This is a genomic window from Bacillus sp. 03113, assembly GCF_006546985.1.
GTDB lineage: Bacteria > Bacillota > Bacilli > Bacillales > Cytobacillaceae > VATK01.
This window is the reverse complement of sequence record NZ_VATK01000014.1, coordinates 15,180-30,375: the sequence shown is the minus strand read 5'-3', so window position 1 is coordinate 30,375 and position 15,196 is coordinate 15,180. Positions and strand designations below refer to the sequence as shown.

At 36.8% G+C, this 15,196-nt stretch carries 15 protein-coding genes and 1 riboswitch; of the genes, 14 read left to right on the top strand and 1 reads right to left on the bottom strand.

Translation table 11 applies throughout. The annotated features are described in order from the left end of the window. The first annotated feature begins 16 nt into the window (after window positions 1-16). The 3 genes from FDO66_RS14240 (at window position 17) to FDO66_RS14230 (ending at window position 2,249) form a co-directional block, all read left to right on the top strand. Entirely contained in the window at window positions 17-1,144 is a 1,128-nt protein-coding gene (locus tag FDO66_RS14240) for an amidohydrolase family protein (RefSeq protein WP_141433320.1), read from the top strand. Window positions 1,145-1,283: 139 nt separating this feature from the next. Next, a riboswitch (SAM riboswitch) is annotated at window positions 1,284-1,390 on the top strand. Between the two features lie 13 nt (window positions 1,391-1,403). Next, window positions 1,404-1,751 carry a hypothetical protein gene (locus FDO66_RS14235; protein ID WP_141433319.1) on the top strand — a complete coding sequence of 116 codons (348 nt, stop codon included), beginning with the start codon at window positions 1,404-1,406 and terminating at the stop codon, window positions 1,749-1,751. Between the two features lie 282 nt (window positions 1,752-2,033). Next, window positions 2,034-2,249 (top strand): hypothetical protein, encoded by a 216-nt coding sequence (locus FDO66_RS14230; RefSeq protein ID WP_181444585.1) that lies wholly within the window; start codon window positions 2,034-2,036, stop codon window positions 2,247-2,249. A 228-nt stretch (window positions 2,250-2,477) separates the two neighbouring features. Here FDO66_RS14230 and FDO66_RS14225 read toward each other — a convergent pair whose 3' ends face one another. Continuing rightward, window positions 2,478-3,347, bottom strand: a complete 870-nt coding sequence (locus tag FDO66_RS14225) for a YitT family protein (protein WP_141433318.1) — start codon at window positions 3,345-3,347, stop codon at window positions 2,478-2,480. Window positions 3,348-3,634: 287 nt separating this feature from the next. Here FDO66_RS14225 and FDO66_RS14220 point away from each other — a divergent pair, with 287 nt between their 5' ends. The 11 genes from FDO66_RS14220 (at window position 3,635) to dinG (ending at window position 14,800) form a co-directional block, all read left to right on the top strand. Further along, window positions 3,635-3,970 (top strand): nucleotide pyrophosphohydrolase, encoded by a 336-nt coding sequence (locus FDO66_RS14220; protein ID WP_395939789.1) that lies wholly within the window; start codon window positions 3,635-3,637, stop codon window positions 3,968-3,970. A gap of 14 nt (window positions 3,971-3,984) precedes the next feature. Continuing rightward, window positions 3,985-4,785 carry a 4-hydroxy-tetrahydrodipicolinate reductase gene (gene dapB / locus FDO66_RS14215; RefSeq protein WP_141433316.1) on the top strand — a complete coding sequence of 267 codons (801 nt, stop codon included), beginning with the start codon at window positions 3,985-3,987 and terminating at the stop codon, window positions 4,783-4,785. 16 nt (window positions 4,786-4,801) lie between these two features. Then, a complete protein-coding gene (mgsA, locus tag FDO66_RS14210; protein ID WP_141433315.1) occupies window positions 4,802-5,221 on the top strand; it encodes a methylglyoxal synthase in 420 nt (139 codons plus the stop codon). Continuing rightward, a complete protein-coding gene (bshB1, locus tag FDO66_RS14205) occupies window positions 5,214-5,942 on the top strand; it encodes a bacillithiol biosynthesis deacetylase BshB1 (protein ID WP_141433314.1) in 729 nt (242 codons plus the stop codon). The genes mgsA and bshB1 overlap by 8 nt, the downstream gene beginning before the upstream one ends. After that, window positions 5,927-7,066, top strand: a complete 1,140-nt coding sequence (bshA, locus tag FDO66_RS14200) for an N-acetyl-alpha-D-glucosaminyl L-malate synthase BshA (protein ID WP_141433313.1) — start codon at window positions 5,927-5,929, stop codon at window positions 7,064-7,066. Before bshB1 ends, bshA begins: the two co-directional genes overlap by 16 nt. A gap of 1 nt (window position 7,067) precedes the next feature. Beyond that, a complete protein-coding gene (locus FDO66_RS14195; RefSeq protein WP_141433312.1) occupies window positions 7,068-8,270 on the top strand; it encodes a CCA tRNA nucleotidyltransferase in 1,203 nt (400 codons plus the stop codon). Continuing rightward, the gene (locus FDO66_RS14190; RefSeq protein WP_141433311.1) at window positions 8,255-9,238 is read left to right on the top strand and encodes a biotin--[acetyl-CoA-carboxylase] ligase; all 984 of its coding nucleotides are present in this window, start codon (window positions 8,255-8,257) and stop codon (window positions 9,236-9,238) included. Before FDO66_RS14195 ends, FDO66_RS14190 begins: the two co-directional genes overlap by 16 nt. 430 nt (window positions 9,239-9,668) lie before the next feature. After that, a complete protein-coding gene (gene panB, locus FDO66_RS14185) occupies window positions 9,669-10,505 on the top strand; it encodes a 3-methyl-2-oxobutanoate hydroxymethyltransferase (protein WP_141433310.1) in 837 nt (278 codons plus the stop codon). 29 nt (window positions 10,506-10,534) lie between these two features. Beyond that, window positions 10,535-11,383: a pantoate--beta-alanine ligase gene (gene panC / locus FDO66_RS14180; RefSeq protein WP_141433413.1), complete on the top strand. Its 849-nt coding sequence runs from the start codon at window positions 10,535-10,537 to the stop codon at window positions 11,381-11,383. A 15-nt stretch (window positions 11,384-11,398) separates the two neighbouring features. Continuing rightward, a complete protein-coding gene (gene panD, locus FDO66_RS14175; RefSeq protein WP_141433309.1) occupies window positions 11,399-11,782 on the top strand; it encodes an aspartate 1-decarboxylase in 384 nt (127 codons plus the stop codon). A 216-nt stretch (window positions 11,783-11,998) separates the two neighbouring features. Next, window positions 11,999-14,800, top strand: coding sequence for an ATP-dependent DNA helicase DinG (gene dinG / locus FDO66_RS14170; protein ID WP_141433308.1), 2,802 nt, complete (start codon window positions 11,999-12,001; stop codon window positions 14,798-14,800). Window positions 14,801-15,196: the final 396 nt, after the last annotated feature.

Below are 15,196 nucleotides of genomic sequence, written 5' to 3'. Positions count from 1 at the left end.
AGGTGAAAGGAGAAAAATGAAAGACGATCTCTTACATATCCCTTTAATTGACCACCATTGTCATGCGATTGTTGATGAAGGCAGAAAAGGAGATGTTGAGGCGCTTATTCGAGTGACGTCAGAAGCACCTAGTTCCTACTCATTATTCGATTTGAAGCAGAGACCTATCTGGCATGCAGTTAAGACAATTGTGAGACGATACACGGGAGGAGAATTTATCAATGATGATGAACTAGCTTATGTATTGCGGCAGCAAGATTATAAAGCCTATTGCCGATCTTTATTTAACGACTCTCGTTATCAAGCTCTTTACATAGATACTGGATATTCGCCGGCATCTGCTCTAACACTGGAGAAACTAGCGGATTTGACGGATATAGATATATACCCGATTTTGCGCATTGAAAGCCTTGCAGAAAATGAATTTGAAAGTAGAAAAACATTTTCTGAGTGGTGGGAGTCCGTCCTTTATCAAATAAAAGCAGCAAGGGAAAGTGGGTATATTGGAGCCAAATCCATTGCTGCATACCGTTCCGGTTTAAGTCTTTATCGTGTAAGTAGCGAAGCTGCCAAGGAATCTTTTGAACGATGGAAAAAATCAGGAGCAAACCGGCTAACGGAAGGGGATGTATTAAATTTTCTAGTGTGGAACGCTGCGCCAGTCCTTGCCGAGCAATCGCTCCCTCTTCAATTTCATACAGGGTACGGGGATCCTGATACAGACTTGAGGCTTGGAAATCCACTTTTGCTACGTGATTTTATTGAGACGTTTACGCCGAATGGATTGTCTGTCGTTCTATTGCATTGTTATCCGTACCATCGTGAAGCAGGGTATTTGTCAAGTGTTTATGATAATGTGTTTTTTGATACGTCCCTAATCTTACCGCTTGGACTAAGCTCTGCCCGCCGTGTCGTGGCAGAAGCGTTAGAACTAGCCCCTTATTCAAGATACTTATTTGCATCAGATGCCCATACAAGGCCAGAAATGTTTGCACTTGCTGCTGAATTATTTCGAGACGCGTTTGCGTTTCATTTGGAAGATCCATTAATGAAGCACTACACGAGTGGCGAGACACGAGAAAATTGGGCTAAACACGTTTTTCAGCTTAATTCAAAAAAATTATATTTTGGTATAGATAATTAGATTTTTATGGCAGTGATTCTTTTTATTCCGTTTGAGCCAAATATGAAAGGTTGAATAATTATTTTTTTCATGTATCAATCCATTGACAAGATTCTATATTGTGAGTAATATGTTTTAACAAGAAATAAAAATTTAATATTTCTTATCAAGAGAGGCGGAGGGACTGGCCCAGCGAAGCCTCAGCAACCACTGGATTTTTCCAGAAAGGTGCTAATTCCAGAAAAGCTTAGTCTTAGAAGATAAGGAAGGGGATTTACCAATGTATTCATTAGAAAAAAGACGAGTGGATGACTACTTAGATTTATACCTCTATGCGAAAAGTATGGGTGACGTATTATGGCAAGAAGAGATTTTACTAGCATTACGTCAATCGGAGATAAAAGCTGAAGAAGAGAAAATGACGTCAAATTCAGAAAATCTTTTAAAACAGTATAAAAAAGTCAATGATGACATTTTACAGTATTATCACCAAATGCAAACCTTTTCGCCAAGTGCAAACTCAGAGAATAGACTTCGGTTATTGAAAGAACAGCGGTTAGCTTTAGGACGTCGAATTAAGATGTTAAATAAACAAACCGATTGTTCGGAGAATTCCGAAAGACAATAAAATAAACAAGTTTAGAAGATTCAGCAGAATGAAGAAATAGTTTAGCTGAATCTTTTTTTATTACTTTTTTTGAATTCTATTAATAACCAATTCCATTTGAGAAAACTTGAAATATTCACATAATTATGTTAAATTGTATTTATTAGTAAAAGAAGATAGATAATTTAAAAAACGCTTTACATATTATTTTTGTAATTGTTTGAAAGAGTAATTGCTTAAATAGATTTTGTAGGCGTTTTCTTTTATCTTCAATACTATATTATTTTCTAGGAGGGTTAATAAATGGAAAAAATGCAAGAAATGATGATGCCAATGATGATGATGATGTCAATGGAAAAAATGATGTGCGAAATGAAATGTATGAAAATGATGACGGATCAAATGAGTGAGATGGATATGATGAGCATGGGTATGGATATGGATCAAATGATGGCTAAAATGCATGAATGCGATGAAATGATGACATCTATGATGAGCATGATGTCAAAAGAAAAATAATAGTTATGGTAACCCCCCTCAAAAGAAAAAGTGGGGTGCTTTTGCATGGGAAAATCATCAAATATCATGCCTTAAGGTATCCTAATTTAAGAGCCTCTTATTTGTGTTACCTCATTTGATTCAACATCTCTTTTTTTTGTGAAAAAAGAAAGCGTTTTCTTTATTGATTTCTAGCTGATAATATTGAAAATTATTAGGTATTTCATTCTTTATACAGCCTCTCATCTGTTAGTCTACCATATTTTTCCCTTCATTAAGAGTAAATCCTTCTCCTAATACATCATGTACAATAGTGACGGATACAAAGGCAAGAGGGTCAACGGAAGTCACAACATTTTTTAGACGTATAATTTCATTTTTTCCGACCACACAATAAAGAACCTCTCGTTCTTGATTTGTATAGGAACCACGTCCCTTTAACACGGTTACGCCTCTTTCCATCTCATTCATAATTTTCTCGGCGATTTTTTCGTTTTTTTCTGAAATAATGATCGCCCCACGTGCTGCATAGGCACCTTCTTGAATAAAGTCAATGACTCTTGAGCCAACAAATACGGCAACTAACGTATACATCGCTTCTCGATAGGTCAGATAAAAAATTAAGGACAAAGTAATGACAATCGCATCAAAAAGAAACATCGTTTTCCCCATGCTCCATCCATAATATTTATAGACAAGCCTTGCGATAATATCAACGCCCCCGGTTGTCCCTCCAAAGCGAAAAATAATTCCTAAACCTAATCCGATAAACACACCCGCAAATAAAGCAGCCAACGTCATATCATCGTTTAAAGGCATTTTGATTTGATACCGCTGAAATATCCATAAAAAGACTGAAACACTTATTGTACCAATGATCGTATAAATAAAAGCATTTTTCCCTAGCAATTTCCATCCTGTGAAAAATAGTGGAATATTTAACAACAAATTTGTAATAGAAGGATCAAAGTGAAACAAAAAATAGAGGAGCAGGGTAATCCCTGTAAAACCTCCTTCAGCTAGGTTATTTTGCATATTAAAATGAACAAGTCCGAATGAAAAAATCGCTCCACCTAACATGATAAATACAATATGATTCCACTTTATTCGCGATAGCATCTTATCCCTCATTTATACTGTATTATAGACTTTATCATATGAATATCAAATTAAACGAATAAAATCCATTCTATTTTTTAGGATACCATTTTCTGTCTTATTATTCCTAATAAGGAGGAAAAAACTTCAAGTGACATTTGAAAATAAATTTAAAAGGAAAAATAATTGTCAAAAAGCTAGCATTTAGCTAACATGATAGATGATGTCATCTACTGTTTTAATAATTTCAATATGTGTAATCATTCGTCTGTAGATGATATCAAGTTCCAACACCTGAGGTGAAAATGTTGAAGCAGGAAAAAACGGTATCAGATCTTCAAAAGGAAGTCCATTCATACATAAGCCAATTTAAAGAAGGTTATTTTAGTCCTTTAGCTATGCTGGCAAGAATGACAGAAGAGTTAGGAGAACTAGCTCGAGAAATTAACCATTTTTATGGAGAAAAACCGAAGAAAAGCACGGAAGCAGAAAATACGGTTGAGGAAGAGTTAGGTGATTTATTATTTGTATTAATTTGCTTTGCAAATTCGCTTGATATCAAATTAGATGAAGCACATAATCGAGTAATGGAAAAATTTAATACACGGGATAAAGATCGTTGGACAAAAATTGATCAAGAGTAAAAGGAGATTTAAAGATGGAAAAAATTAAAATTGTTATAGCAGGACCGAGAGGAAGAATGGGGAGAGAGGCTGTTAAGCTTGTACAAGATACAGAAAATTATGAGCTTGTAGCAGTTCTAGATCATAAATATAACGGAAAACAGCTGAGTGAAATAGAAGGGTTTTCAGGTTTAGAGATCCCAATTTATTCAGATATAGAAGCTTGCTTTCAAGAAGTAAAACCTGCGGTACTGATTGATTTAACAACTCCTGAGGTAGGGATGTATCACACCAAAACAGCACTTACATATGGAGTTAGGCCTGTAGTGGGAACAACTGGATTTTCACCTGAAGATTTGAAAGAACTTGAAGGCTTATGCAGTGAAAAAGAGCTGGGCTGTATCATTGCCCCTAATTTTGCTCTTGGAGCAGTATTGATGATGAAATTTTCACAATGGGCGGGAAAATATTTTCAAGATGTTGAAATTATTGAATTGCATCACGATCAAAAGCTAGACGCTCCTTCTGGGACAGCAGTAAAAACAGCTGAAATGATCGCAGAGGCAAGAACAAAGAAGGAGCAAGGTCACCCAAATGAAAAAGAAGTAATCCAAGGAGCAAGGGGAGCAAATTTTGAAGGAATGCACATACATTCTGTCAGGCTGCCAGGACTTATTGCTCATCAGCAGGTTCTGTTCGGCGCAGATGGACAGACATTAACCATTCGCCATGATTCTTATAATCGTGCTTCATTTATGTCTGGAGTAAAACTAGCCGTTGATACAGTGCTAACAATCGATGTTCTTGTGTATGGATTGGAAAATATTATGGAATAAACAAGGAGTGACAGTGATGAATATTGCCTTAATTGCACATGATAAGAAAAAAGAGGACATGATTAAATTTGCCATTGCATATAAACTCGTTTTAGAAAAACATACTTTATATGCAACAGGTACGACTGGTCTAAAAATCATGGAGGCTACAGGTTTAAACGTGCATCGCTTCCAATCTGGGCCTCTGGGCGGAGACCAAGAAATTGGCGCCTATATTGCTAATAACAATATGGACTTGGTACTTTTTTTCCGAGATCCATTAACAGCACAGCCGCATGAGCCAGATGTTTCCGCCTTAATCCGTCTATGTGATGTATATTCTGTACCACTTGCGACGAATATGGGAACAGCGGAAGTGCTAATTAAAGGACTGGAGCACGGTGATATTGCTTGGAGAAATATTATTCACGGAAAAACTGGTGAGTTTCATGACTAATTCAGATTTGCATATTCTAGCTTTTGGAGCTCATCCAGATGATGTTGAAATAGGAATGGGTGGAACATTGGCAAAATATGCTGAAGCTGGAATGAAAATTGGTATTTGTGATTTAACAAATGCTGAGCTTTCATCAAATGGGACTGTAGAAATCCGCAGAGAAGAAGCTATGAGGGCTGGTCAAATATTAGGAGTCCAAATAAGAGAGACGCTGGATTTACCTGATAGGGGCTTATTCTTACAACAGGAATCGATTAGGAAAATCGTTCGTATGATACGAAAATATAAGCCCAAAGCTATATTTGCCCCCTATTGGGAGGATCGTCATCCTGACCACGGACATTGTGCACAACTAGTAGAGGAAGCCGTTTTTTCTGCTGCTGTAAAAAAATATGATCATAATGAAGGATTATTGCCACATCGTGTTCAGAATCTCTTTTTCTATATGATTAATGGTTACCATAAACCAGATTTTGTTATAGATATAACGAAATTTATGGATAAAAAACGTGCAAGCCTACAGGCTTATAAAAGTCAATTTATCAAAGACTCCAACTCTTATGATACCCCATTGGTGAATGGATACATAGAAGCCATTGAAGCGAGAGAAAGCTTATATGGAAAAGATGCAGGAGTAACTTATGCTGAAGGGTTCAAAGGAAAAAAACCGCTGCTTATATATAGAGATTTGCTAGGAGAAGGATCATGGATAAAAAGTTAAAGATTGGTATAACCTGCTATCCGACGGTTGGAGGGTCAGGGGTGATTGCTACAGAGCTTGGAAAAATGCTTGCTGAAAGAGGACACGAAATTCACTTTATTTCCTCTAGTATTCCTTTTCGGCTAAATAAAATGTACCACAATATTTATTATCATCAGGTTGAAGTCAATCCTTACGCTGTTTTTCAATATCCGCCTTATGATATTGCCCTCGCGAGTAAAATGGCTGAGGTTATTAAAAGGGAAAATCTTGATATTATGCACGTTCATTATGCTATTCCTCATGCGGTTTGTGCTATTTTAGGGAAGCAAATGAGCGGGAAAGATACGAAAATTGTGACAACTCTACATGGAACGGATATAACTGTCCTTGGTTATGACCCTTCCTTGATTGACGCTATCCGTTTTGGAATCGAAAAATCGGATGCTGTTACTGCTGTTTCAAACTCATTAATTTCCCAAACTTATGAATTAATTGAAACACGAAAGAAGATCCATACCGTCTACAATTTTATTGATGAACGAGTATATCATAAAGTGGACGCCAATCATTTAAAAGAAGAATATGGAATTTTAGATCATGAAAAAGTAGTTATTCATGTTTCAAATTTTCGACAAGTGAAAAGAGTATCCGATGTTGTAAAATCTTTTGCAAAAATAGTACATAAAATGCCTGCAAAGCTATTATTAGTAGGTGATGGGCCTGAGATGACGCTTATGATTAAACTTGTGGAGAAGCTCAATATTACTAATCAAGTATTATTTCTTGGAAAACAGGAAAATCTAGAGGAATTATACTCGATTAGCGATCTCAAGCTGTTATTATCGGAAAAAGAAAGCTTTGGTTTAGTGGCATTAGAGGCAATGGCATGCGGAGTTCCTTGTATCGGAACGAAAGTTGGGGGCATTCCTGAAGTTATTGTAGACGGAGAAACAGGATATATATGCGAGTTAGGGGACATAGACGGCATTTCTAAAAAAGGTTTGCACCTACTTCAAAATTCAAGCTTGCACAGACAATTTTCAATAAACTCTGTTAAAAGAGTTCAAGAATATTTTCATGGAGATCGTATTGTCTCTCAATATGAAAAAGTATACGAAGATATTTTAAAATCTGGTGATTAAAATGAATAAAGCTTTTATAAATGCTATTCCTTTACTAAAACAAATCGAAGACGCAGGCTTTGAAGCCTATTTTGTAGGTGGCTCGATAAGAGATTTTTTGCTTAAAAAAGAGATAGCAGATGTTGATATTACAACGTCAGCAACTCCAGAAGAAGTAAAGGGAATTTTTAAGAAAACGATCGATATAGGGATCGAGCATGGAACGGTGGCTGTTATATGGGATCAGACGATCTATGAAATCACAACCTTTCGAAAGGATGCTGCCTATGTCGATCATCGCCGCCCTTCAGAGGTGTCCTTTATTCGATCATTGTATGAGGATTTAAAAAGAAGAGACTTTACAATGAATGCCATTGCAATGAATTGGAAGGGTGAAATAATTGATCCTTTCCATGGACAAGAAGCGATAAAGAAGATGATTATTCAAGCAGTGGGAAACCCAGAGGAACGATTTTCTGAAGATGCATTGAGGATGATGAGAGCGGTAAGGTTTGTCAGTCAATTAGGTTTTACAATCGATAAAAGAACAAGTCTAGCTTTATATACTTATGGTCATCTGCTTGAAAAGATTGCCGTAGAAAGAAAAACTGTTGAATTTGAGAAATTACTAGGCGGTCAAGATCGGATTCGAGCTTTTAAAGTATTGCTAAATTCAGAAATCTATCGGTTTTTACCTGGTTTAATCAACCAAGAAAAAGCTATAAATAATCTATTAAAGGTAAAGTGCACCTCATTGAATGTGGAAGAAATGTGGTCATTGCTCCTTTATTTAATGGAGAAAATAAATAAAGAGGCAGCTCGCTCTTTTTTAAGAGAGTGGAAGCTGCCAGTTCAAAAGATGAAAAGGCTTCAAAGTATCCTTCATTGGCTCGTTTTTCGTCATCAAAACAGGTGGACAAATCAAACGTTGTATGAAGCTACGCTAGAAATCGCTCTTTCATGTGAGCGTATTTTTAATGTTTTACAAGGTGTTAGTTGCCAAATAGGTAATGAAGAACTAGTAGAGATGTTTCATCGCTTACCGATAAAGGATCGTAAAGATATCACTGTTACAGGGAATGATTTAATTGAGTGGTATCATATGACGGGCGGTGCTTGGATAAAGGATCTGCTTAATAATGTTGAAAAGGCCATTTTATCGGGTGAAATCATGAATGATAGAGAGATCATAAAGGAGTGGCTTTTCAAATGCAATCGGAAATAAGAAAACAATTAATAGAAGCGTTTACAAGTCAGCCAAACTCTTATTTATCTGGTCAATATTTAGCAGATTTAATGGGTTGTTCAAGAACGGCTGTTTGGAAGCATATTGAGGAGCTTCGAAAAGAAGGCTTTGAATTGGAGGCTGTTCGAAAGAAGGGCTATCGAATTATTGGGAGACCTGAGAAGGTGACAGCGGATGAAATTAGCTTAGGGTTAACAACCCATTTTCTAGGTCGTAATATTTTTTATCAAGAAACAGTTGATTCTACTCAAAAAATTGCACAGCGTTTAGCTTACGATGGGGCTGCAGAAGGAACGATTGTCGTTGCAGAGGAACAAAAATCTGGGAGAGGAAGAATGGATCGAAGCTGGTATTCGCCAAAATATACAGGTGTTTGGATGAGTATCATCTTACGACCAAACATCCCCGTTTTAAAAGCGCCTCAGCTTACTCTCATTACTGCTGTAGCGGTCGTTCAAGCCATTTTAGATTTAACGGACTTGAATCCAAAAATTAAATGGCCAAATGATATATTACTTAATGGGAAAAAAGTAACAGGCATATTAACAGAGCTGCAAGCAGATTCTGACCGAATTCATTCGGTAATTATTGGGATTGGCATAAATGTAAATCACTTATTGAGCGATTTTCCTGAAGAGCTTCACTCCATTGCAACCTCACTTTCGATCGAAAAAGGAGTAAGGCTTGAAAGAGCCAAGCTAATACGGTTAGTGCTTACACATTTAGAAAAATTATATCTGCTATATTTAGAGGAAGGCTTTTATCCAATTAAACTATTGTGGGAGAGCTACGCCATAAGTATTGGACAAAGGATTAGGGCGCGGACCTTAACGGGGACGATTTATGGAACAGCTCTAGGAATCACTGATGATGGTGTCTTAAAGATTGAAGAAGACAATGGGAATATCCAACATATTTATTCTGCTGATATAGAAATAGAAAAGTGATTTTAGTATCCATTCAAACATGAAAATGATATAATGCTTTTGTAAATGGCTAGCTACAGCGCCTAACCCTTATGAAAAATAACCTCATGCCTATAAAAGTAAAAAACACTTTTGAGTCATGTGAACATTTTTCTTCAGGGCTGATCAAGGAGCTTACGCTTTTCTTATTGGGCGGTATCATGTATTTGAACTGCACCTAAGTATTATTAGTAAGGCGAAAGTTAATTAATTGATTTTAGTGAAAATACTATAATTAATCATTCAATTAACCGCCTATATGAAAAAAATGATCTGCCTAGATCCAATCAGGACCAGGACAGAGGGATGAAACAATGTTGTATGCCGATGGGATCCTTCTGTTTATGAAGGGTTTTTTTGTGTCATTTTTTATAAAGTTTTGTCTTCTCTTCCGAAAAAAAGGAGGAAATATATGAAACAATCGATCGATTTTCTCAAAATGAAAACGGAGAATGAAAAGATCGCGATGATTACTGCTTATGATTATCCATCAGCAAAATATGTAAGTGAAGCTGGTGCTGACATGATCTTAGTCGGTGATTCATTAGGAATGGTTGTCCTCGGATACGATTCGACAGTGCCTGTCACAATAAGTGATATGGTTCATCACGGGAAAGCAGTTAAAAGAGGAGCAAAAGACACATTTATTGTGATTGATATGCCTTTTATGAGCTACCATTTATCAACGAAAGATACATTAATGAACGCCGCAAAGCTCATCCAGGAAACAGGAGCCCATGCAGTGAAGGTTGAAGGAGCTGATGAGGTGATTGATCAAATTCGCGCTCTGACGAAATCTGGAATACCTGTTATGGCTCATCTTGGTCTTACTCCACAATCTGTGGGTGTATTAGGGGGCTATAAGGTGCAGGGGAAAAGCAAGGAAGCTGCATTAAAGCTGATTGATGATGCAAAAAAATGTGAGGAAGCCGGTGCTTTTTCACTAGTTCTTGAGTGTGTGCCTAAAGAGCTAGCAAATGAAATAACCCGCCAATTAAATATTCCGATAATTGGGATAGGTGCTGGTATTGATACGGATGGACAAGTACTCGTCTATAATGATCTATTAAATTATGGTGTGGCGAGAACGCCGAAATTTGTTAAACAGTTTGCTGATATTAATGAATCAATTGCTTGCGGATTGAGTGAATATGTAATGGAAGTAAAAATGGGACAATTCCCAGACAATAAGCATAGCTTTACAATGAAAAAAGAAGAGTTGCTTACATTATATGGAGGGAAACAATGACTACAGTGAATTCAATCATTCAACATGCAATGAAAAAGGTATCATCTATCCATGAAATGCAAACATATGCGATGAAATTAAAGCAAGAGAATAAATCAATTGGTTTTGTACCTACAATGGGCTATCTTCATGAAGGTCATCGTGCTTTGATCAAGAAAGCAAGAGAAGAAAATGATATTGTTATTTTAAGTATTTTTGTAAATCCTTTACAGTTTGATTCTAAGGATGATTTAATGTTCTATCCGAGAGATTTTAACCGAGATGAAGCGATTGCCTTAGAGGACGGTGTCGATTACTTATTTCATCCCGAAGTAGGTGAAATGTACCCGACAGAGCCTTCTGTAAAGGTAAAGGTTCAGAAAAGAACGGATGTATTATGCGGCAGCAAGAGACCGGGACATTTTGATGGAGTAGCCACCGTTTTAACAAAGCTATTTCAAATTGTTCAGCCAGACCGAGCTTATTTTGGGAAAAAAGATGCACAGCAAGTTGCCGTTGTAGATGGCTTAATTCGTGATTTTCACTTCCCTGTTACTCTTGTTCCAGTCGAAACAATACGTGAGGAAGATGGTCTAGCAAAAAGCTCAAGAAACGTAAATCTCCTTCCAAATGAAAGAAAGCAGGCAGTTGCTTTGTATCAAAGCTTAGCAAATGCAAAAGATATTGTTGAAGCTGGAGAAAGAAATCCAGTAGCCATTAAAGAGATGATCAAAAACGAAATCAAGGATAAGTGCGATGGGATCATTGATTATGTCGAGATCTATTCTTATCCTGAATTAGAGCCAATTGATAACCTAAAAAGCTGTTTTATTATTGCAGTAGCCGTGAAATTTACGCGTGCTCGTTTGATCGATAACATCATTTTAACCATTTCATAAAGGAGTGCTCATCTTATGTTTCGAACGATGATGAATGGGAAAATACATCGTGCTCGTGTAACCGAAGCGAACTTAAATTATGTAGGTAGTATAACGATTGATGAAAATATTTTAGATGCCGTTGGAATGATGGCAAACGAAAAAGTACAGATTGTCAACAATCATAATGGAGCTAGACTCGAAACATATATCATCCCTGGAGAAAGAGGGACAGGGACCATTTGTTTAAATGGAGCTGCAGCCAGACTTGTACAAGAAGGGGATATCGTGATCATTATTTCCTATATCCTTGTGGCTGAAGAACATCTTTTAACGCACCAGCCAAAAGTGGCCATCATGAATGAGCACAATCAAATCGTTGAACTTCTTCATCAAGAACCTGAAAGAACCATCATGTAAAAGTAAAGGGCGGCCTAAATATAGTCCTACATCAAGTTGAGGAGTTATAGGTATTGCAAACCTATACACAGATGTTAGAACAGGACTAATAGGTTCCCTTTTTTTGTTATATTTCCATGAAATGATGGAAAAATATTAACGAGATGATCGTTTATCCTTTTTCTTTTTTCACTTTTATGATACGGTTTGATTGAATGAGAGTTAGAGGTGTGTGTAATGAGGAACAAATACGTTGTCGTTGATTTAGAAACGACTGGAAATGCTCCGAAAAAAGGCGATCGAATCATTCAATTCGCAGCTGTAGTAGTAGAAGATGGAAAAATAATAGAGGAGTACTCTTCATATGTCAATCCGGAGCAATCGATCCCGGTCTTTATTGAAGAGCTGACTGGCATATCGGATGACATGGTAAAGGATTCACCAAAATTTATTGAGATAGCATCTAAAATTATTTCCTTACTTGAAGATGCTTATTTCGTCGCTCATAACGTCTTGTTTGATGCTTCATTTCTTCAAGCGGAATTACAACAGGCGGGCTATCATTCATTTTATGGACCGCTTCTCGATACAGTTGAGATGGCACGAATTTTATTTCCAACTTCAGATAGCTACAAGCTGTCGGACATAGCGGCACAGCATGGTCTGAATCATGCACGTCCACATCAAGCCGATAGTGATGCAATGGTTACTGCTGAGCTGCTTTTGATTATATTGCAAAAGCTGGGTGAACTACCATTAACGACAATTAAGCAATTAAGAAAGCTTGCTGATGGGTTAAAAAGCGATTTAGACGTACTACTGGATCAAATAATTGTTATGAAAGAAAAAACCATTGAAGAGCTTCCATCTGATTTGGAAATCCATTATGGAATCGCCTTAAAAAAGTTATCGACAGAAAAGTGGGAAGATGGGGATGATTCTCCTTATCCAATACAGCATAGTCATAAAGAGCAAATTATTCAAAAAGCCTTTCCTTCCTTTGAAAAAAGAAGTGGTCAATTTAATATGATGGATAATGTTTATCAGTCCTTTCATAATAAACAGCATTCGTTAATTGAAGCTGGGACGGGTGTAGGAAAGTCGTTAGCCTATTTACTGCCAGCTGCTTTTTTCGCAAAGGAAAAAAAGAAGCCGGTAGTGATCAGTACTTATACCACACAGCTACAGGAGCAGTTATTAACAAAGGATTTGCCTCTTTTGAAAAAAATGCTCCCATTTTCTGTGAAAACGGTCCTATTAAAAGGAAGAGATCATTATATAAATTTGTCCAAATTTGAAAGAAGTCTCCATGAAGAGGATAATCATTATGATTCTTCCTTGACTAAAATGCAAATTCTAGTCTGGTTAATAGAAACAACAACAGGTGATAAGGATGAATTAAACCTTTCAAGCGGAGGGATTCTTTATTGGAACAAAATTAAGCATGATCAAACGATTTTTGGGCAATCGAATCCATGGCATTCAAAGGATTATTATTTAAAAGCAAGAAATGATGCTTATAATGCTGATATCATCCTAACAAATCATGCGCTGCTCTTAACAGATCTTGTATCTGACAAGCCAATCTTACCAACCTATGAATATGTCATGCTCGATGAAGGACATCATTTTGCGAAGGCAGCCGGAAAATATTTTGGTTATTCATTTGATTATTTAACGATGCGAATTCTTATCAACCAAATAGGTGTATTTGAGCAAAAGCAATTATTTTATAAGCTAGAAATAATAACGAAAAAACAAGAGACTGTTTCAGGTTCAATAAACGATTCGTTCATAGTGGATCAATTTATTTCCGAGCTGCAATTTGAGATGGATGAATTATTTAAAATCATTAGCAGCTACGCAAAAAAGAAATCCAACAAGTCTAGCTTTCAGAGAATGGTCTGCCGATTGCATCATGACAACAAAAGTAATCAGTACGTGGCTATGAAAGGTGTTGCAGAACGGTTTTCTTTTTTATTAAAGGATCTCATTATGTCTTTACAGTCAAGGCTTGACCTATTTCAATCATACTATGTACATACTTATCCAAAGGATGAAAGAAAAGTCCTAGAAGAAACGGAAGCAATCATAAAACAGCTCGAAAAGTTTAGAGAAGCCATAAGCAAACTGTTTTTAGTGCGAGATGAAAACCATGTTATATGGATAGAAATGGATGGGAAAGCTCCCCATAACGCTACTACTGTGTATGCACAGCCCATTCGTGTAAGTCAATATTTGAAGGAACATTTTTTCTCAATGAAAAAAAGTGTAGTTTTGACATCCGCAACGTTAACCGTGAATGGTTCTTTTCATTATATTTTAGATGAGCTTGGACTTGATTCACAATTATGCAAACATGAAAGAATCGAGTCACCGTTTGAATATGGTAAACAAGTTCAATTATTAATACCAAAAGGTCTTCCAGAAATTAATACCGTGCCGATCGAAGAGTATATTATTTCAATAACAGAGCATATCATTTCTGCTGCTGAAGCGACAAAAGGCAGAATGCTGATTTTATTTACGTCCTATGATATGCTTAAAAAAACGTATGAGCTAATGAAAGAAAGCGGATTTCTTCTTGATTACTCGATCTTAGCCCAAGGCATTACAAGTGGAAGCAGAATGAGATTAACGAGGAACTTTAGAAGGTTTGAGAAGTCAATATTATTAGGAACAAATAGCTTTTGGGAAGGAATTGATATTCCTGGTGAAGACCTTTCTTGCCTTATTATTGTTAGACTTCCGTTTTCACCTCCAGACGAACCTTTGACAGAAGCAAAAAGCGAAAAGGTAAAGCAAATAGGCGGGAATCCCTTTAACGAAATTTCTTTGCCAGAAGCTGTACTGCGTTTTAAGCAGGGATTTGGGCGTTTAATTAGGGCGAAATCAGATCGTGGGATTATTATTGTCTTTGATCGAAGAATCGTAACAGCATCATATGGAAAAACCTTCTTACAATCAATCCCAAATATTCCTTTGCAAATTTGCTCCATTGATGAAATGGTTGATACAATTAAGCGATTGCTCCCTTAAAAGCATAAGGGATATTTCCATCGATAGTGGTCGTACTGCCGGATAAAATAAAAGGCTGTTTTCTCAAAGTTTGTTGCTTTTGACATAAAAAACATTGGGAGAAACGTTTCGGAGCATCCTGCATACACGTAGACTCCTGTGGGAATGCGAGAAAGGCGAGACCCCACAGGAGCGTATGCGACGAGGAGGCATGACGCTCGCCCACGGAAAGCGAAGTGTATGCAGGCTTGCGCGTTTAAAAGCAACAATCTATACGAAAACAGCCAAATAAAAAAAGGGTGATCATAAAATCACCCTTGCCAAAGACATTCAAGGACTAGAAATGTTGTGTTAAATGGTTTTTTCATATCCATATTATTGTTATAATATTGGCTGTGAATGGTTGTTACTTATAAA

Coding starts and splice junctions, on each gene's coding strand:
- FDO66_RS14240 (WP_141433320.1), top strand. CDS start 17: ATGAAAGACGATCTCTTACATATCCCTTTAATTGACCACCATTGTCAT.
- FDO66_RS14235 (WP_141433319.1), top strand. CDS start 1,404: ATGTATTCATTAGAAAAAAGACGAGTGGATGACTACTTAGATTTATAC.
- FDO66_RS14230 (WP_181444585.1), top strand. CDS start 2,034: ATGGAAAAAATGCAAGAAATGATGATGCCAATGATGATGATGATGTCA.
- FDO66_RS14225 (WP_141433318.1), bottom strand. CDS start 3,347: ATGCTATCGCGAATAAAGTGGAATCATATTGTATTTATCATGTTAGGT.
- dapB (WP_141433316.1), top strand. CDS start 3,985: ATGGAAAAAATTAAAATTGTTATAGCAGGACCGAGAGGAAGAATGGGG.
- mgsA (WP_141433315.1), top strand. CDS start 4,802: ATGAATATTGCCTTAATTGCACATGATAAGAAAAAAGAGGACATGATT.
- bshB1 (WP_141433314.1), top strand. CDS start 5,214: ATGACTAATTCAGATTTGCATATTCTAGCTTTTGGAGCTCATCCAGAT.
- bshA (WP_141433313.1), top strand. CDS start 5,927: ATGGATAAAAAGTTAAAGATTGGTATAACCTGCTATCCGACGGTTGGA.
- FDO66_RS14195 (WP_141433312.1), top strand. CDS start 7,068: ATGAATAAAGCTTTTATAAATGCTATTCCTTTACTAAAACAAATCGAA.
- FDO66_RS14190 (WP_141433311.1), top strand. CDS start 8,255: ATGCAATCGGAAATAAGAAAACAATTAATAGAAGCGTTTACAAGTCAG.
- panB (WP_141433310.1), top strand. CDS start 9,669: ATGAAACAATCGATCGATTTTCTCAAAATGAAAACGGAGAATGAAAAG.
- panC (WP_141433413.1), top strand. CDS start 10,535: ATGAAAAAGGTATCATCTATCCATGAAATGCAAACATATGCGATGAAA.
- panD (WP_141433309.1), top strand. CDS start 11,399: ATGTTTCGAACGATGATGAATGGGAAAATACATCGTGCTCGTGTAACC.
- dinG (WP_141433308.1), top strand. CDS start 11,999: ATGAGGAACAAATACGTTGTCGTTGATTTAGAAACGACTGGAAATGCT.